Consider the following 15,881-nt stretch of genomic DNA (forward strand, 5'->3'; position numbering starts at 1 on the left):
GGAGAATGATTTATTTGTTCGGTTTCTTCTCGGAGATAATTATTAAATATTCAAAATGTGAAGTAACGGGTCGCTTGTTTTAGTCGGGGTTGTTGAGCGTTAGTTTTGTTGCATTGAATAAATGGCGTTGTGTCATTTAGTTTTTGATGCTGCAAGGAACTCGCAATGAACGATTTAAAAGATACCCTCGGCGTTCGTCCGCAATGGCTCGCTGGCACCAGCTCGTACAATCAACAGAAGTATGAATACCTGATGCAGCAAATGGCTGGCCAGGAAGCGGAGCTCAGGCAACTGCTGGGTAAGTCGGCATCCTTGAAGACCTATGCATCCGCACGTGTTCAGGAATGGACGAACAGCGCATTGGGTGCTCGAATTGATCCGGAAAGTGTCAGTGTCGTTTCCCGCTTCAACATTCAAATGGCTGGTCGCACGCTGGTTCAAGAGGATAAGCGTTCGTTACTGGAGCTGGCATTGTTCGGTCTGCATGATCAGAACCACCGGTCTGAAATGAAGTTCGAGGGTCAGATTCCTTCAGGCTTGACTCAAGCACGCGTGGAAAACTGGTTGTCCGGGGTCGATATCCGATCGGATTACTTCGAAGCGCTTCGAAAATCCTTTGATGATTACGGTGTGCAAATCGCATTGTTGGGTACCTTGGCAACCCGCATCGCTTTCAGCGCGTTTTCGGCGACTTTGCAGGGACATCTCAATCAGTCGAGCATGCAGATGGTCGAGCGCTTCCTGCAGGGGGACCGCAGCATTTCGGCATCGGCGTTCGTGTTGAAGGGATACCGATATGGTTTCAGGGACCTGACGGCTTTCCAGCAAAAGAGCAATCCCTATGGCGCCTGCGCCTTGTACGCTCCAGGCTCGCCCGGCGGGCGGGACTGGTACGCGTTCCCCAATATTCGCGAGCTCGAGTTTCAGGTGGCCGGCTGGGTCAGGACTGACGAGGGCGTGAGCTATCTGACGTCCCAGGCGCATCCTCAGGAGAGGGACGCATTGACGAAGTATGTGAAACAGCTTCAGCAACTTCCGAGTGCCTGGAAAGGCGCAAACTTCTACGAATGGCCCGAGGCACCCGAAGGGATTCTTGCAGAGGCGGTTTTCTATCAAGTGTCCTGGGACCTGGCCCAGGAGAGTCTTGTCCAGCCGGTTGGCTATCGAAACTCGTCTGCCGATCTTCGTCAGCGTTACGCTCGATTGAACACGGAGTTGAAAGCCCTCTATACCGTCAACGCTCGCGAAGCCGGCATTGTTCCTTATGAGACTTTTTGCCGTGATCTCATAAAAAATAAAATAGAAGACCTGCTCAAAGCATCCGGGGAAATCGTCGTAGTCAATCCTGATGAGATTATTGTCGAGCTGGAGCAGGGTGAAGAAATTTCGTTGTCGCGGATCATTATCAAAGAGACGCCGTTCACTGTGCGTGAAGTGGAGGGCAAGCTGCCAGGTATTTATCCGCGCTTTCGCGTGAGTGCAGGTCATCCAACGCTGCACAATCTTGATATTCGTCAATTGGCAAGCTGGTCCCGAACATTGCGCCCGGGAGAAAAGTACATTGCCATGTTGCGTTCGGTTTATCTGAACAATAAACATCCAGACTATGAGCTTAAGCGGGAAATACATTTTAGAGCGCAGCAAGCCGAGATGTACCGGGCGGTATTGTCCAGCCAGTTTTCCGGCGAGATGTCCCCAGGGTTGGCTGAACAGTTGAATCGTTTGATCGCAGGGCTGGACAAGGCCTCGGATCCATCGTTTCCTCCTTATGGAGAAACCGTCACCAACGTGCAATACAGTGCGGTGTTCAAACTGCATTTGAAGCGTTGCCTGATTGAAGGCGTCTACGTTTTCAGATTGGTAGAGGGCGGAAAAATCACCGAGATTCTCTACACGCCCAACGCACCCGATGGTATCCATTACCGCCCGATGAATCAGCTCTTTGCGTCGATCAGGGAAAACGCTCTCGGCCAGTATTTCTATGAACGGGTCAAATACATCGAGCAGCCGATCATCGGGACTTTCATCAATAACATCGAGTTCAAGAACATCTCCGAAAGCCCGCCCGTGCTTGAGATGAACAGCCGTGTGCAGTCGTTGCGGGCGAGTTACAACGCCCGCATAGAACGGATTATTTCCGATGTGGACGCACAAACGACCAGCCTTGGTGAAATCATCGGGAAACTGGTTTATGACACGTCAGTTCTGGCTGCAACGGTGGTCAGCATGGTTATTCCACCGGTGGGGCTGGCGCTTTCAGCGGTGCAGATCACCAGGAATGTTCTCGAGGGTGCCCAGGCTTACAAGTACGGAGATCGGGAAACAGCGTTCGACCATTTCAAGGATGCGTTGCTGGACCTGGCCTCTCTGGTTCCCGGAGGGAAAGAAGCGACCAAGGCTCAGAAGACCCTGATCCAGCTTCTGGGCGACGCCAACACGGTCGTCGGTCTGGTGGCTTCGGCCACTGGCCAGAGTCTCGGCTACGAGCGTTTTCAGGAACTGCTCGAGGAGATCCTGAAAGAAGAGTCGGCCAGCGATAGCCAGACGTTGTTGCTGTAACCGGCTGAAGTCATCTGACTAGCGGGCGTCAAACCCCATCCGCCAGCTCACGGCCCGCGTCGCCGCCAGCAACCGCTGCGCCGCCGGGCCGTTTTCGTCGGCATGAAACAGCGAGGTCGGGCCGACGATGGTCAATACCGCAGCGACCTGCCCGAGAGCGTTGAACACCGGTGCCGACAAGGCATCGACGCCGGGCATCAGCAAGCCGTGAACATGATGCAGACCGCGTTCGCGGATCTGTTCGCACAACGCCGCATAAGCTTTTTCGTCTGCCAGCGGATGGCCGCCGCTGGCGATTTCCTGCTCGCGCAATTCATCGGTTTCCCGATGCGGCAGGAACGCGCCGAAGACCAGGCCGGTGGAGGAACTGAGCAACGGTAATACCGAGCCCAGTTGCGTCACTACCGTCACCGCGCGCACCGCCGGTTCGATGTGCACCACGGTCGCGCCCTGATTGCCCCATACCGCGAGGAAACAGGTTTCGTTGAGTTCGTCGCGCAACTCGGCCAGAGGCAGGGCGGCGACTTTCAGCACGTCCATACTGTTGAGTGCGGCCAGGCCCACGCGCAGCGCTTCACGGCCGAGACCGTAGTGATTGGTGGCGGTGTTCTGTTCGGCAAAACCGCTGGCGATCAAGGCCTGCAGATAACGGTGAACCTTGCTCGCCGGCATCTGCACATGTTCGGCCAGACGCGACAGCGAAGTGGACGGCGACAACTCGGCCAGGGCCTTGAGGATGTCGGTGCCGACTTCGGCGGAGCGGACTTTCTGTTTGCCGTTGCTGTCGCTGGTTTTTTCCATGGTGCTGCCGTGTCCCGGAACGAATGGGCGTCTTTATAGCTTGACGCTGGATAGCGAGCAAATTACGTTATGCGTAATTGAATTACGATAAAAATAACCCCGGCGTGCCAAGACCTCCGACCCAGAGCGTCCGGCCATGCCGACTCCCTGTTCAGGAGGCTCCATGAACCTCGATTCAGCCCTGGCTTACCAGTCCGGTTTCGGCAACGAATTCAGCTCCGAAGCGTTGCTCGGCGCACTGCCCGTCGGCCAGAACTCCCCGCAGAAAGCCCCTTACGGTCTGTACACCGAACTGTTCTCCGGCACCGCGTTCACCATGACCCGCAGTGAAGCGCGGCGTACGTGGATGTACCGGATCCAGCCGTCGGCCAATCACCCGGCATTCGTCAAACTCGAGCGGCAACTGGCGGGCGGCCCGTTGGGTGAAGTCACCCCCAATCGCCTGCGCTGGAACCCGCTGGAGATCCCGGCCGAACCGACCGATTTCATCGACGGTCTGGTGAGCATGGCGGCCAATTCCGCTGCCGAAAAACCGGCCGGCATCAGCATCTATCACTATGGCGCCAACCGTTCGATGGAGCGCGTGTTCTTCAACGCCGACGGCGAGCTGCTGCTGGTGCCGCAACTGGGGCGCCTGCGCATCGCCACCGAACTGGGTGTGCTGGAAGTGGCGCCGCTGGAAATCGCCGTGCTGCCACGGGGTTTGAAATTCCGCGTCGAATTGCTCGACCCGCAAGCGCGCGGTTACGTCGCCGAGAACCATGGCGCGCCATTGCGCCTGCCGGATCTGGGGCCGATTGGCAGCAACGGTCTGGCCAATCCACGGGATTTCCTGACCCCGGTCGCGGCTTACGAAAACCTGCAACAGCCGACCACCCTGGTGCAGAAATTCCTCGGCCAGTTGTGGGGCACCGAACTCAATCACTCGCCGCTGAACGTGGTCGCCTGGCACGGCAACAACGTGCCGTACAAATATGACCTGCGCCGCTTCAACACCATCGGCACCGTCAGTTTCGATCACCCGGATCCGTCGATCTTCACCGTGCTGACCTCGCCGACCAGCGTCCACGGTCTGGCCAACCTCGACTTCGTGATCTTCCCGCCGCGCTGGATGGTGGCGGAGAACACCTTCCGTCCGCCGTGGTTCCACCGCAACCTGATGAACGAATTCATGGGCCTGATCCAGGGCGAGTACGACGCCAAGGCCGAAGGCTTCCTGCCTGGCGGTGCGTCCCTGCACAGCTGCATGAGCGCCCACGGCCCGGACGGCGAGACCTGCACCAAAGCCATCAACGCGGACCTCAAACCGGCGAAGATCGACAACACCATGGCCTTCATGTTCGAGACCAGCCAGGTGCTGCGCCCAAGCCGCTTCGCCCTCGACTGCCCGCAACTGCAATCCACTTACGACGCCTGCTGGGCCACGCTGCCCGCCACGTTCGACCCGACCCGGAGATAACCCATGACTCAGAATTCCATCACCCGCAGTTGGGTCGCTTCGGCCAACGGCCACACCGAATTCCCGCTGCAGAACCTGCCGCTGGGTGTGTTCAGCATCGACGGCTCGGCACCGCGCGCGGGCGTGGCGATTGGCGAGCACATCTTCGATCTGCAAGTGGCGCTGGAGGCTGGTCTGTTCGACGGCGTTGCGCGCGGTGCTGTCGAGGCCATGCGCGGCGGTCAGTTGAACGCCTTCTTCGAGCTCGGTCGCGACGCCCGCGTTGCCCTGCGCGAGCGTCTGCTGGAACTGTTCAGCGAAGGCAGCACTCACCGCGGCAACATCGAAGCCCAAGGCGCGAAACTGCTGCCACTGGCCGCCGATTGCCAGCTGCACCTGCCGGCGCGCATCAGCGATTACACCGACTTCTACGTCGGCATCGAGCACGCGCAGAACGTTGGCAAACTGTTCCGTCCGGACAACCCGCTGCTGCCGAACTACAAACACGTACCGATCGGCTACCACGGTCGTGCCTCCACCGTGCGCGCCTCCGGTGCCGACGTGCGCCGCCCGAAAGGCCAGACCTTGCCAGCCGGTGCGACCGAGCCGACCTTCGGCCCGTGCGTGCGTCTGGACTATGAGCTGGAACTGGGGATCTGGATCGGTCAGGGCAACGAGATGGGCGAGCCGATCGCCATTGGTGACGCCGCTGAACACATCGCCGGTTTCTGCCTGCTCAACGACTGGTCGGCCCGTGATATCCAGGCCTGGGAATACCAGCCGCTCGGCCCGTTCCTGTCCAAGAGCTTCATCACCAGCGTTTCGCCATGGGTGGTGACCGCCGAAGCGCTGGCGCCATTCCGCACTGCGCAACCAGCGCGCCCGGAAGGTGATCCGCAGCCATTGCCGTACCTGCTCGACAAGCGCGATCAGGAGGGTGGTGGTTTCGACATCGAGCTGGAAGTGCTGCTGCTCACCGAGAAAATGCGCGAACAGAATCTGCCGGCCCATCGTCTGACCCTGAGCAACACCCGCTACATGTACTGGACCGTTGCGCAAATGGTTGCGCACCACAGCGTCAACGGCTGCCAGTTGCAGGCCGGTGACCTGTTCGGTTCGGGCACCTTGTCCGGCCCTGAAAATGGCCAGTTCGGCAGCCTGCTGGAAATCACCGAGGGTGGCAAAAAGCCGATCGAACTGGCGTCCGGTGAAGTGCGCAAATTCCTTGAAGACGGCGACGAAATCATCCTGCGCGCCCGCTGCGCCCGCGAAGGTTTTGCCTCGATCGGTTTCGGCGAATGCCGTGGCACCGTGCTGGCGGCGCGCTGACAGGAGCGGCTCATGGATCTCTATACCTATTACCGCTCCACCTCGTCGTACCGGGTGCGGATCGCGCTGGCACTCAAGGGTCTCGACTATCAGGCGCTGCCGGTCAACCTGATCGCACCGCCCGGTGGCGAGCATCGGCAACCGGCGTATCTGGCGATCAATCCTCAGGGCCGGGTGCCGGCCTTGCGCACTGATGACGACAAGTTGCTGATTCAGTCGCCGGCGATCATCGAGTACCTGGAGGAACGTTATCCACAGGTGCCGTTGCTGCCCGAAGACCTCGTTGCCCGTGCACAGGTGCGCGGCGTGGCGGCGGTGATCGGCTGCGACGTGCATCCGTTGCATAACGTCAGTGTGCTCAACCGCTTGCGCGGGTTGGGGCATGACGAGCCGCAAGTTAACGAGTGGATCGCTCACTGGATCAGTCAGGGGCTGGCGACGGTGGAGCAGTTGATCGGCGACAGCGGTTTCTGTTTCGGCGAGTGGCCGTGTGTGGCGGACGTATACCTGATTCCGCAGTTGTACGCGGCCGAGCGGTTCAACGTATCGCTGGAGGCGTATCCACGGATTCGTCGGGTGGCCGCGTTGGCCGCTGAGCATCCGGCGTTCATTGCAGCGCATCCGGCGAATCAGCCGGACACGCCGAAGTAGCATTTGATGGCTCCCGTGCAACGCACGGGAGCCATTCCGGTTACCCGCAAAAAATCATAAAAACAAAACAGGTACCCTGCGATGCACAACCAGATTGCCAGCTTTCGGGCGGCACTCGACGCCCGTCCTGTGTCCCGCTTTCAGTGGTTGCTCCTGATTCTTCTCGCCTTGCTGCTGGTCACCGACGGCTATGACGCCCAGGTGCTCGGTTACGTGGTGCCGGCGCTGGCGCAGGACTGGGGCCTCGAAAAGTCCGCGTTCGGCCCGGTTTTCAGTGCCAACTTGCTGGGGCTGACCCTCGGCTCTCTCGCTGTGACGCCGCTGGCCGACCGCTTCGGTGTTCGACGGATTCTGCTCGCCTGCGTGCTGATCTACGCCAGCCTCACCGTGCTGATGGTGTTCGCCGATTCCCTGAATACCCTGATGATCGCGCGCTTCATCTGCGGCATCGGCATGGGCGGCGCGATGCCCAGCGCCATGGCGTTGATGTCGGAATATTCACCGCCACGCCTGCGCACGTTGATGGTGACGCTGGCGGCCTGCGGCTTCTCGTTCGGCGGTGCGGCGGGTGGTTTTGTCGCGGCGGGTTTCATCGACCGTTTCGGTTGGCAAGCGGTGTTCCTTGCTGGCGGTGTCACGCCGTTGCTGCTGTTCCCGTTCCTCTGGTGGCTGTTGCCGGAATCCTTGCCACGCCTGCTGCGCGATGCGCCGCCCTATGCGCGCCTGCGCAAGGTCACCGCGCGGATGCTGCCGGACTGGCAGCCACCGGCGGCATCGGTCGAGCAGAACGAGCGCGAGCAGGGCAGCAAACTGACCGTGGTGGAGTTGTTCCGCAACGGTTACGCACGCCCGACCTTGCTGATCTGGTCGACGTTTTTCGTCAGCCTGATCCTGCTGTATTTCATGATCAGCTGGCTGCCGTCGCTGCTGCTGGAAAGTGGCCTGAAACTCAATGAAGCGAACCTGGTGACGTCGATGTTCCTGTTCGCCGGCACGCTGGGCGCGATCTGCATGGCGTGGTTCGCCGACCGGTTGAAAAGCAAGGTGCGGCTGCTGTCCGGCGTGCTGGCTGGCGCGGCGGTGTGCACGATTTTGTTAGGCCTGAATCACGACAACCCGCGCTATCTGGTGGCCTGTGTGTTTGCGGCGGGGTTCTGCATCATTGGCGGGCAACTGACGCTCAATGCGTTCGCCAGCAATTTCTATCCGGCGCATGTGCGTGCCACCGGCACTGGCTGGGCATTGGGAGTCGGGCGGTTCGGCTCGATTCTCGGGCCGCTGTTCGGCAGCCTGCTGTTGGCGATGCACATTCCGGTGGAGCAGATTTTTTTCTTCTGCGCGATTCCGGCAGTGATTGCGGCGTTGCTGATCATTCAGGTGCGTTCGCCTTCGCAGCTTGCGCAAAAACCTGTGGGAGCGAGCTTGCTCGCGAAGAACGATAACGCGGTTTGACTGATCGACCGTGTCGCCTGATTCGCGAGCAAGCTCGCTCCCACAAGGGATCAGTGGACGACTGAGTTCGGCGGCAGATGCCCCAGCCGTTCCGTCAGCCGAAGTCGCTGAATCGGGTCGTCACTGAGCAATAGCGCGTGCTCCAGATCGAAACGCTCGGCGTTCGGGCAATCGAGGCGCTGGTACAGACTGGCGCGAGCCAGATAGTCGGCGGCGCTGGCGTTGCCCAGTTCGAGCACGCGCTCGGCATCGATCAGCGCCGCGATGAAGTCGTCGTGGGTCAGGTGCAGCTGGCGCAGGTTGCGTGACAGACGCTGAAGCATCTGCACCGGTTCGGCAGTCAGCAGGTGGTCGGCGTTGAGTTTCATCTGGTGGCCGTACTGGCGATGCAGCAGTTCGCGGCAATCGTTCGGATACAGACGCCGCCCGCCGCATGGATCGAGCAGGTGATCGGCCCCGGGAACCTTAAGCAGGAAATGCCCGGGGAAGTTCACGCCCACCAGCGGAATCTCCAGGCCACGGGCCAGTTCCAGAGCGATCAGTGCCAGCGCCAGCGGCTGGCCGCGTTTGGTCTGCATGACTTTGTGCACCATCGCGGCCTGCGGGCGTAGCGGTACGAAATCATCCTGGGCAAACCCCAGGTCGGTCATGCGCCGCAGCAGCGGTTGCGCCAGCTCGCTGACCGGCAGCAACGGCAAGCCATAGCTGACCCGCTGCTGCAGTTCCTTGAATTCCTGCAACAGCGCTTCGGGATCGGCTTGTTTGTCGTGTTCGGCGGCCATCCACAACGCGGCCTCGAACAGCGCGGGCGGTGAACGGTGCAGACAGTCGAAGAAACGTTGGCGCGGACTCATCTAAATCTCCGGGGCATGCCTCGTTTTAGCCCCGTCTTTGCCATTCGTCCAGTACCGGGCCGCTCTGCCACCGGGTTATGCCACAACCCTCCGATCGGTGGCGGCGCTTATTCCGGTGCGCTTCAGCAATTTTCAGGCGCAAGCCTATACTGGCGTCTACCAGAAGTGATTCGGGAGCCTGCCGATGTTCGCTCTCATGCAAAGCACTCGCCTGGAATCGCTGCACCTTAGCGTTGATCCGGTGTCCGGATTGAAGGCGGTCATTGCCATTCATAACAGTCGCCTCGGGCCAGCCCTGGGCGGGTGTCGTTATCTTGCCTATCCGAACGACGAATCCGCAGTCGAGGACGCCATACGCCTGGCCCAGGGCATGAGCTACAAGGCCGCGCTGGCCGGCCTCGCCCAGGGCGGCGGTGTCGCCGTGATCGTGCGGCCGGCCCATGTGGAAAATCGTGGCGCGCTGTTCGAAGCCTTCGGCCGTTGCATCGATCAGCTCGACGGGCGCTACATCACTGCCATCGACAGCGGCACTTCGGTGGCGGACATGGATTGCATCGCCCAGCAGACCCAGCATGTCACCAGCACCACCTCGGCCGGCGACCCGGCGCCGCATGCGGCGATGGGCGTGTTCACCGGAATTCGCGCCACGGCCATGGCGCGCCTGGGCAGCGACAATCTCGAAGGCTTGCGCGTGGCGATTCAGGGGCTGGGGAATGTCGGTTATGCACTGGCCGAACAACTGCATGCCGCCGGTGCCGAGCTGCTGGTCAGCGACATAGACCACGGCAAGGTGCAACTGGCGATGGAACAGCTCAACGCTCATCCGATTGCCAATGACGCGTTGCTCAGTACACCGTGCGACATCCTCGCGCCGTGCGGCCTGGGCGGGGTGCTCAACAGTCACTCGGTCACCCAGTTGCGCTGTTCGGCAGTGGCCGGGTCGGCCAACAATCAGCTGACGCACCTGGACGTCGCCGATCAACTGGAACGGCGCGGCATCCTGTACGCGCCGGATTACGTGATCAATGCTGGCGGGCTGATCTACGTTTCCCTCAAGCATCGAGGCGAAGAACTGACGACCATCACCGCGCACCTGTCGAAGATCAGTTCGCGGCTGACCGAAGTCTTCGCTCATGCCCAGGCGGAAAAACGTTCACCCGCGCGGGTGGCGGACGAGTTGGCGGAAAAGGTTTTGTACCGCTGAGATTTGTCCGGGCATGAAAAAGCCCCTGAGTCTTTCAACTCAGGGGCTATTCAATTCAGAGGCTCCAATTCAGGTGCCGATTACTTCGCAGCCTTTGCCGCCTTGGCAGGTTTGGCTGGCGCTTCTGCCGGTTCAGCCACGTCTGCCGGCTCGGTTGCCACAACCGGTGCCGCTGGTGCGTTGATCAGCTCCGACAGGGCATCTGGCTGGCTCTTGAACGCCCGGGCGAACACATCGCGGTTCTTCGCCATGAAGATCCCGACTTCTTCCACTTGCTGCTCGCTCAACGAAGGAACGGCTTTTTCCAGCACTTCGGCCAACAGTTCGGCCAGTTCGAGCATTTTGTCATGACGGTCAGCTTCGGCTTTATCCATGAACAAGCGCTCCAGATCTCGGCTGCTGCGGTATACCACTTCGACGGCCATTCACCACCTCACATGCCTTCACATTAAGTTGTCTTTGCGACTACTGTATCTATATACAGCGAAAAGGATAAGCGAATCCCTGCGCTTTGGGTAGTGGCTTTTCAATGTAGACCGGATTCGGATTTTGTCAGCCCGGCGCCAGCGCACAGGTGCGACCAAACGCCACGGCGCGGGTTTTGCGGCGGCTCGCCATGATGGCGTGGCCTCTTTTCTGCATGCATCTGCGTACGTGCGCAATAACCGTCACGTCCAGCACGCAACATCCGCTCGAACCGGGCTAAGGAACCTTCATCGTGAAAATCAACTGGGCCGAGAAACTGCGGCAAAACGTGCATCAACTGGCCGAGTCCCTGGGCAACCTGTTCGTCGAGACCTTCCACTACCTGGCGCTGTTCGCCATTGGTGCAGTAACCGCCTGGGCGGCGGTGATGGAGTTTCTCGGGATGCTCGAGGAAGGGCACATCAAGATCGATGACATTCTGTTGCTGTTCATCTATCTGGAACTGGGGGCGATGGTCGGGATTTACTTCAAGACCAACCACATGCCGGTGCGCTTCCTGATCTACGTGGCGATCACCGCACTGACGCGCCTGCTGATCTCCAACGTCTCGCACCACAATCCGCCGGACATGGGCATCATCTACCTGTGTGGCGGAATTCTGCTGCTGGCGTTCTCGATCCTGGTGGTGCGTTACGCCTCGTCGCAATTCCCTTCGGTGAAAATCGAGAACCCGCACCGCAAGATCGGCACGGGTTCCAGTGAACATCCTGAAGTGGAGAAGGGCGAACTTTAAAGGCCGGCAGTTGGCCGGGGCTGATGTTTGGCCTGACGCGGTGGTGGAGCGATTCCGTCGCCGCGGGTCATGGCATCGAGGATCGCCATGGCGCTGTGGCCCTGTTCGATGGCGATGCCGAATTGAATGCTCTGAACCAAGCGCTTTAGGCGTTTGGGGTCGTTGCGCTGTTCGGCGCTGATCATTCGTTTGGCGACAATCCGGCCGCCATTGGAGAGGGTCAGCATGATGCTGCCGTCGAGCCCCTGAATGCTCAGGTTGATCTGATAGTCCGGCGCGAAGGCATCGGTAATGATCTGAAAAGGATTGTCCATGATGCGTCACCGCCTGATTGAACGTGCAGTTGTTGACCGGCCTTGATCGGGTTGGTTCGCCAAACCTGACCATCGGCCCTTCCGTGGTCCTGTCTCCTTCAGCGATGTAGCAAGGGACATGCCGGGAATATTGTCGAACAATGAAACCGGCCAAAAAGAAGGCGAGCCCATGGCTCGCCTTCTTCGTTTGCGGCCCGTTTCAGGGCAGAACCGAGTAGATGATCGCTGACAGTGCAATCAGGCCGATCAGCACCACGAACACGTTGGACACCTGGCCCGAATACTGGCGCAAGGCCGGTACGCGGCGGATTGCGTACATCGGCATCAGGAACAGCAGGCAGGCAATCACCGGCCCGCCAAGGGTTTCGATCATGCCGAGGATGCTCGGGTTGAAGGTCGCCACGGCCCAGCAGCTGAGGATCATGAACAGCGCGGTCGCACGGTTCAGCCAGCTCGCCGACATCACCCGGCCACGGCTGCGCAGGCTTTTGACGATCATGCCCTGGAAGCCTTCGCTGGCGCCGATGTAGTGGCCGAGGAAGGATTTGGTGATCGCCACCAGCGCAATCAGCGGCGCGGCGTAGGCGATGACCGGGGTCTGGAAGTGGTTGGCCAGGTAAGACAGGATCGAAATGTTCTGCGCCTTGGCCGCTGCCAGATCCGCCGGCGACAGCGCCAGCACGCAACTGAAGCAGAAGAACATTACGGTCACCACCATCATGCCGTGGGCCATGGCGAGGATGCCGCTGCTCTTGCGTTCGGCCTGGTCGCCGTAGCGTTGTTTCTGCTCGACGGCGAACGCAGAAATGATCGGCGAATGGTTGAACGAGAACACCATCACCGGGATCGCCAGCCACAGGGTCTTGAGGAACACCGACATTTCCATCGGTTCTTGGGCACTGGCGAAGAATGCGCCGTTCCAGTTCGGAATCAGGCTGATGCCGAGCAGCAGCAGCGCGGCGACGAACGGATACACCAGCACGCTCATGGCTTTGACGATCACGCTCTGACCGCAACGGACGATGGCCATCAAGCCGAGGATCAGCGCCAGCGACAGCACCGCGCGCGGCGGCGGGGCGATGTGCAATTGGTGCTCGAGGAAGCTGCTCAGGGTGTTGGTCAGCGCCACGCTGTACACCAGCAGGATCGGGAAGATCGCGAAGAAATACAGCAGCGTGATCAGCTTGCCGGCGCCGATGCCGAAGTGTTCTTCCACCACTTCGGTGATGTCACCGGAACGGCCCGACAGCACGAAGCGGGTCAGGCCGCGGTGCGCGAAGAAGGTCATCGGGAACGCCAGCAACGCCAGGATCAGCAACGGCCAGAAGCCGCCGACACCGGCGTTGATCGGCAGAAACAAGGTGCCGGCACCGATGGCCGTGCCGTACAGGCCGAGCATCCAGGTGGTGTCGAATTTGCTCCAGCCCTTGTGGGCGATTTCGTTGTTGCGTTTGCGGTCTACAGCGGGATTTTCGGCAGCAGGTGTGCGTACATCGGTCATCGTTTTTGCCTCGTTATTATTCTTGCTCGGGCTCACGTGTTACGGGCGGTCAGGGAGTGCTCCTCAGCACTCCACCCAGCTCACGGCCAAGCCGCCCCGTGAAGTCTCTTTGTATTTGTCATGCATGTCGGCGCCGGTATCGCGCATGGTGCGGATCACCCGGTCCAGGGAAATGAAGTGTTTGCCGTCGCCGCGCAGGGCCATTTGCGTGGCGTTGATCGCCTTCACCGCAGCGATGGCGTTGCGCTCGATGCACGGCACTTGCACGAGCCCGCCGACCGGGTCGCAGGTCAGGCCGAGGTTATGTTCCAGGCCGATTTCGGCGGCGTTTTCCAGTTGCTCCGGAGTGGCGCCGAGCACATCGGCCAGACCCGCAGCGGCCATCGCACAGGCCGAACCGACTTCGCCTTGGCAGCCGACTTCGGCACCGGAGATCGAGGCGTTTTTCTTGCACAGGATGCCGACCGCTGCCGCACCCAGGAAGAACGCGACCACGTCATCGTCTGACGCGTCGGGATTGAATTTCATGTAGTAGTGCAGGACGGCCGGAATGATCCCGGCAGCACCGTTGGTCGGCGCGGTCACCATGCGCCCGCCGGCGGCGTTTTCTTCGTTGACGGCGAGGGCGAACAGGTTGACCCACTCCATCGCCGACAGGGTCGAACTGATGACGTTCGGCTTGCCGATTTCCAGCAGGCTGCGGTGCAGTTTCGCCGCACGACGCGGCACATTCAGACCGCCGGGCAGGACGCCTTCGTGACGCAGGCCTTGCTCGACGCATTCGCGCATCACCGACCAGATGTGCAGCAGGCCCTGACGGATCTCGGCGTCGCTGCGCCAGGCCCGTTCGTTGGCCATCATCAGTTCGGAAACCCGCAGGTTGTGTTTGTTGCACAGCGACAGCAGTTCAGCGGCGCTGGAAAAGTCGTAGGGCAACTCGACGTCACCGGTCGGCGCCACACCCGATTCGGCTTCGGCCGCTTCGATGATGAAACCGCCGCCGACCGAGTAGTACGTTTGCTCGAACAGTTGGCCGGATGCACCGAAGGCTGTCAGCGACATGGCGTTGGGGTGGTAGGGCAGGCTCTCGTCCAGTAGCAGGAGATCGTGCTGCCAGTTGAAGGCAATCGAACGTTCACCGGCCAGAGACAGTTGGCCGGTCTCGCGCAGTTGCTGGATGCGTGGCTCGATGGTCGACGGATCGATGCTGTCCGGCCATTCGCCCATCAGGCCCATGACCGTCGCGCGGTCAGTGGCGTGGCCGACACCGGTGGCCGAAAGCGAACCGTACAAACGGATTTCCACCCGCTGCACATCGTTCAGCAAATGCTGCTCGATCAGGGCCTGGGCGAAGGTCGCGGCGGCGCGCATCGGGCCGACGGTGTGGGAACTGGACGGGCCGATGCCGACTTTGAATAGATCGAAAACACTGATAGCCATGCTAAACCCTTACAAGCAATGGAGTAGGAATCGCTGCCATTTTTTGTAGGACAAGCGCAATGTCGGCGATACTGCCTACCTCGCTTCAACGTGACTAACGAAACTTCCTAAGTAAGCCTTTAGCAGGACTAAACCATGAGTCGTCAATTGCACGCCCAGACTTACGTCTGGCTGCAGGTGTTTTCCTGTGCCGCGCGGCACCTGTCATTCACCCGTTGTGCCGAAGAACTGCACATCACGCCGGGGGCGGTGAGTCAGCAAATCCGACAGCTGGAAGAGCGGCTGGGGTTTCGCCTGTTTCACCGCCGCGCGCGCGGTGTGGAGCTGAGCGCGGAAGGGCAGCGACTGGCGATCACGGTCAACGAGGCTTACGGCAGCATCGACGCGGAATTGCGTCGGCTGGATGCGGGGATGATCAGCGGGATTCTGCGGGTGCGTTCGATTCCGTCGTTCCTCAGCAAGTGGCTGACCCCGCGCCTGCCACGCCTGCAACAGCGTTACCCGGACATCCAGTTGCGGCTGGTGGCCGAGGACAGCAGCGTGCCGTTGCATGAAGGGGATTTCGACTTGGCCATCGACCTGAACGACGGCAGTTATCCGGGGTTGTTATCCACAGCCTTGCTCGACGAGCAGATTTTCCCGGTGTGCGCCCCGGGCCTGCTGCGCGGGCGGCCGCCGCTGCACGGGCCGGCGGACCTAGTGCATTTCCCGCTGCTGCACGACATCACTGCCTGGCGCGGCAGTTATGAATACGCGGAGTGGGAGTTTTATCTGAATGCCATCGGTTTCGAGGGCGCCGATGTGCGGCGCGGGCACACGTTCAATCGCAACCACCTGACCATCGAAGCGGCGATTGCCGGCATGGGCGTGGCGATTGCCCGGCGAACGTTGCTCAATGACGAGCTGGAGCGGGGGACGTTGATCGTGCCGTTCGGGATTTCTGTGCCCAATCACAAGCGCTATGTCTTGCTTTATGCGCCGGGGGCGTTGAGCCATCCGGGTGTGCGGGCGGTGCATGACTGGCTGGTGGAAGAGGCGGGGATTTTCCGCAGCCTGCACCCGTTGGGTGATGGCCAATTGTGAGCAGATTTTTCGCGGTGGCGGGGCGACCCAACTCCC

13 protein-coding genes and 1 pseudogene are annotated in these 15,881 nt (G+C 60.4%); 8 read left to right on the plus strand and 6 right to left on the minus strand.

Going from position 1 to position 15,881, the window contains the following annotated elements; translation table 11 throughout:
- Positions 1 to 165 precede the first annotated feature (165 nt).
- On the plus strand, positions 166 to 2,559 hold the full coding sequence (locus ABTV87_RS04665) for a dermonecrotic toxin domain-containing protein (RefSeq protein ID WP_433899055.1): 2,394 nt from the start codon (positions 166 to 168) through the stop codon (positions 2,557 to 2,559).
- Between the two features lie 18 nt (positions 2,560 to 2,577).
- Here the strand turns inward: ABTV87_RS04665 and ABTV87_RS04670 are convergent, their stop codons facing one another.
- Positions 2,578 to 3,360 carry an IclR family transcriptional regulator gene (locus ABTV87_RS04670; RefSeq protein WP_007957247.1) on the minus strand — a complete coding sequence of 261 codons (783 nt, stop codon included), beginning with the start codon at positions 3,358 to 3,360 and terminating at the stop codon, positions 2,578 to 2,580.
- Positions 3,361 to 3,523: 163 nt separating this feature from the next.
- Here ABTV87_RS04670 and hmgA point away from each other — a divergent pair, with 163 nt between their 5' ends.
- From hmgA to ABTV87_RS04690, 4 genes are all read left to right on the plus strand, one after another.
- A complete protein-coding gene (gene hmgA / locus ABTV87_RS04675) occupies positions 3,524 to 4,819 on the plus strand; it encodes a homogentisate 1,2-dioxygenase (protein ID WP_433899056.1) in 1,296 nt (431 codons plus the stop codon).
- A gap of 3 nt (positions 4,820 to 4,822) precedes the next feature.
- On the plus strand, positions 4,823 to 6,127 hold the full coding sequence (gene fahA, locus ABTV87_RS04680) for a fumarylacetoacetase (protein ID WP_433899057.1): 1,305 nt from the start codon (positions 4,823 to 4,825) through the stop codon (positions 6,125 to 6,127).
- Positions 6,128 to 6,139: 12 nt separating this feature from the next.
- Positions 6,140 to 6,778 carry a maleylacetoacetate isomerase gene (gene maiA / locus ABTV87_RS04685; protein WP_085608110.1) on the plus strand — a complete coding sequence of 213 codons (639 nt, stop codon included), beginning with the start codon at positions 6,140 to 6,142 and terminating at the stop codon, positions 6,776 to 6,778.
- A gap of 81 nt (positions 6,779 to 6,859) precedes the next feature.
- Positions 6,860 to 8,230, plus strand: coding sequence for an MFS transporter (locus ABTV87_RS04690; RefSeq protein WP_433899058.1), 1,371 nt, complete (start codon positions 6,860 to 6,862; stop codon positions 8,228 to 8,230).
- A 50-nt stretch (positions 8,231 to 8,280) separates the two neighbouring features.
- On the opposite strand, the gene ABTV87_RS04695 is transcribed toward ABTV87_RS04690, so the two are convergent.
- The gene (locus ABTV87_RS04695) at positions 8,281 to 9,084 is read right to left on the minus strand and encodes a SirB1 family protein (RefSeq protein WP_007957252.1); all 804 of its coding nucleotides are present in this window, start codon (positions 9,082 to 9,084) and stop codon (positions 8,281 to 8,283) included.
- A 184-nt stretch (positions 9,085 to 9,268) separates the two neighbouring features.
- Between ABTV87_RS04695 and ABTV87_RS04700 the strand changes: the two genes are divergently transcribed.
- Positions 9,269 to 10,288 (plus strand): Glu/Leu/Phe/Val dehydrogenase family protein, encoded by a 1,020-nt coding sequence (locus ABTV87_RS04700; protein ID WP_007957253.1) that lies wholly within the window; start codon positions 9,269 to 9,271, stop codon positions 10,286 to 10,288.
- 167 nt (positions 10,289 to 10,455) lie between these two features.
- Here the strand turns inward: ABTV87_RS04700 and ABTV87_RS04705 are convergent.
- Positions 10,456 to 10,713, minus strand: a pseudogene (locus ABTV87_RS04705) (YebG family protein); the annotation flags it as partial.
- Between the two features lie 293 nt (positions 10,714 to 11,006).
- On the opposite strand from ABTV87_RS04705, the gene ABTV87_RS04710 reads away from it, so the two are divergent.
- The gene (locus tag ABTV87_RS04710) at positions 11,007 to 11,507 is read left to right on the plus strand and encodes a phosphate-starvation-inducible protein PsiE (protein WP_007957255.1); all 501 of its coding nucleotides are present in this window, start codon (positions 11,007 to 11,009) and stop codon (positions 11,505 to 11,507) included.
- Here ABTV87_RS04710 and ABTV87_RS04715 read toward each other — a convergent pair.
- From ABTV87_RS04715 to ABTV87_RS04725, 3 genes are all read right to left on the minus strand, one after another.
- On the minus strand, positions 11,504 to 11,821 hold the full coding sequence (locus ABTV87_RS04715; protein ID WP_007957256.1) for a DUF3509 domain-containing protein: 318 nt from the start codon (positions 11,819 to 11,821) through the stop codon (positions 11,504 to 11,506). The two genes, ABTV87_RS04710 and ABTV87_RS04715, sit on opposite strands and share 4 nt — an antisense overlap.
- 199 nt (positions 11,822 to 12,020) lie before the next feature.
- The gene (locus ABTV87_RS04720) at positions 12,021 to 13,322 is read right to left on the minus strand and encodes an HAAAP family serine/threonine permease (RefSeq protein ID WP_433899059.1); all 1,302 of its coding nucleotides are present in this window, start codon (positions 13,320 to 13,322) and stop codon (positions 12,021 to 12,023) included.
- A gap of 63 nt (positions 13,323 to 13,385) precedes the next feature.
- Entirely contained in the window at positions 13,386 to 14,762 is a 1,377-nt protein-coding gene (locus ABTV87_RS04725; RefSeq protein WP_433899060.1) for an L-serine ammonia-lyase, read from the minus strand.
- Between the two features lie 135 nt (positions 14,763 to 14,897).
- Between ABTV87_RS04725 and ABTV87_RS04730 the strand changes: the two genes are divergently transcribed.
- The gene (locus ABTV87_RS04730; RefSeq protein WP_011332523.1) at positions 14,898 to 15,845 is read left to right on the plus strand and encodes a LysR substrate-binding domain-containing protein; all 948 of its coding nucleotides are present in this window, start codon (positions 14,898 to 14,900) and stop codon (positions 15,843 to 15,845) included.
- The last annotated feature ends 36 nt before the right edge of the window (positions 15,846 to 15,881 follow it).

It is taken from the genome of Pseudomonas sp. PSE1(2024), assembly GCF_050990555.1.
Classification (GTDB): domain Bacteria; phylum Pseudomonadota; class Gammaproteobacteria; order Pseudomonadales; family Pseudomonadaceae; genus Aquipseudomonas; species Aquipseudomonas aphyarum.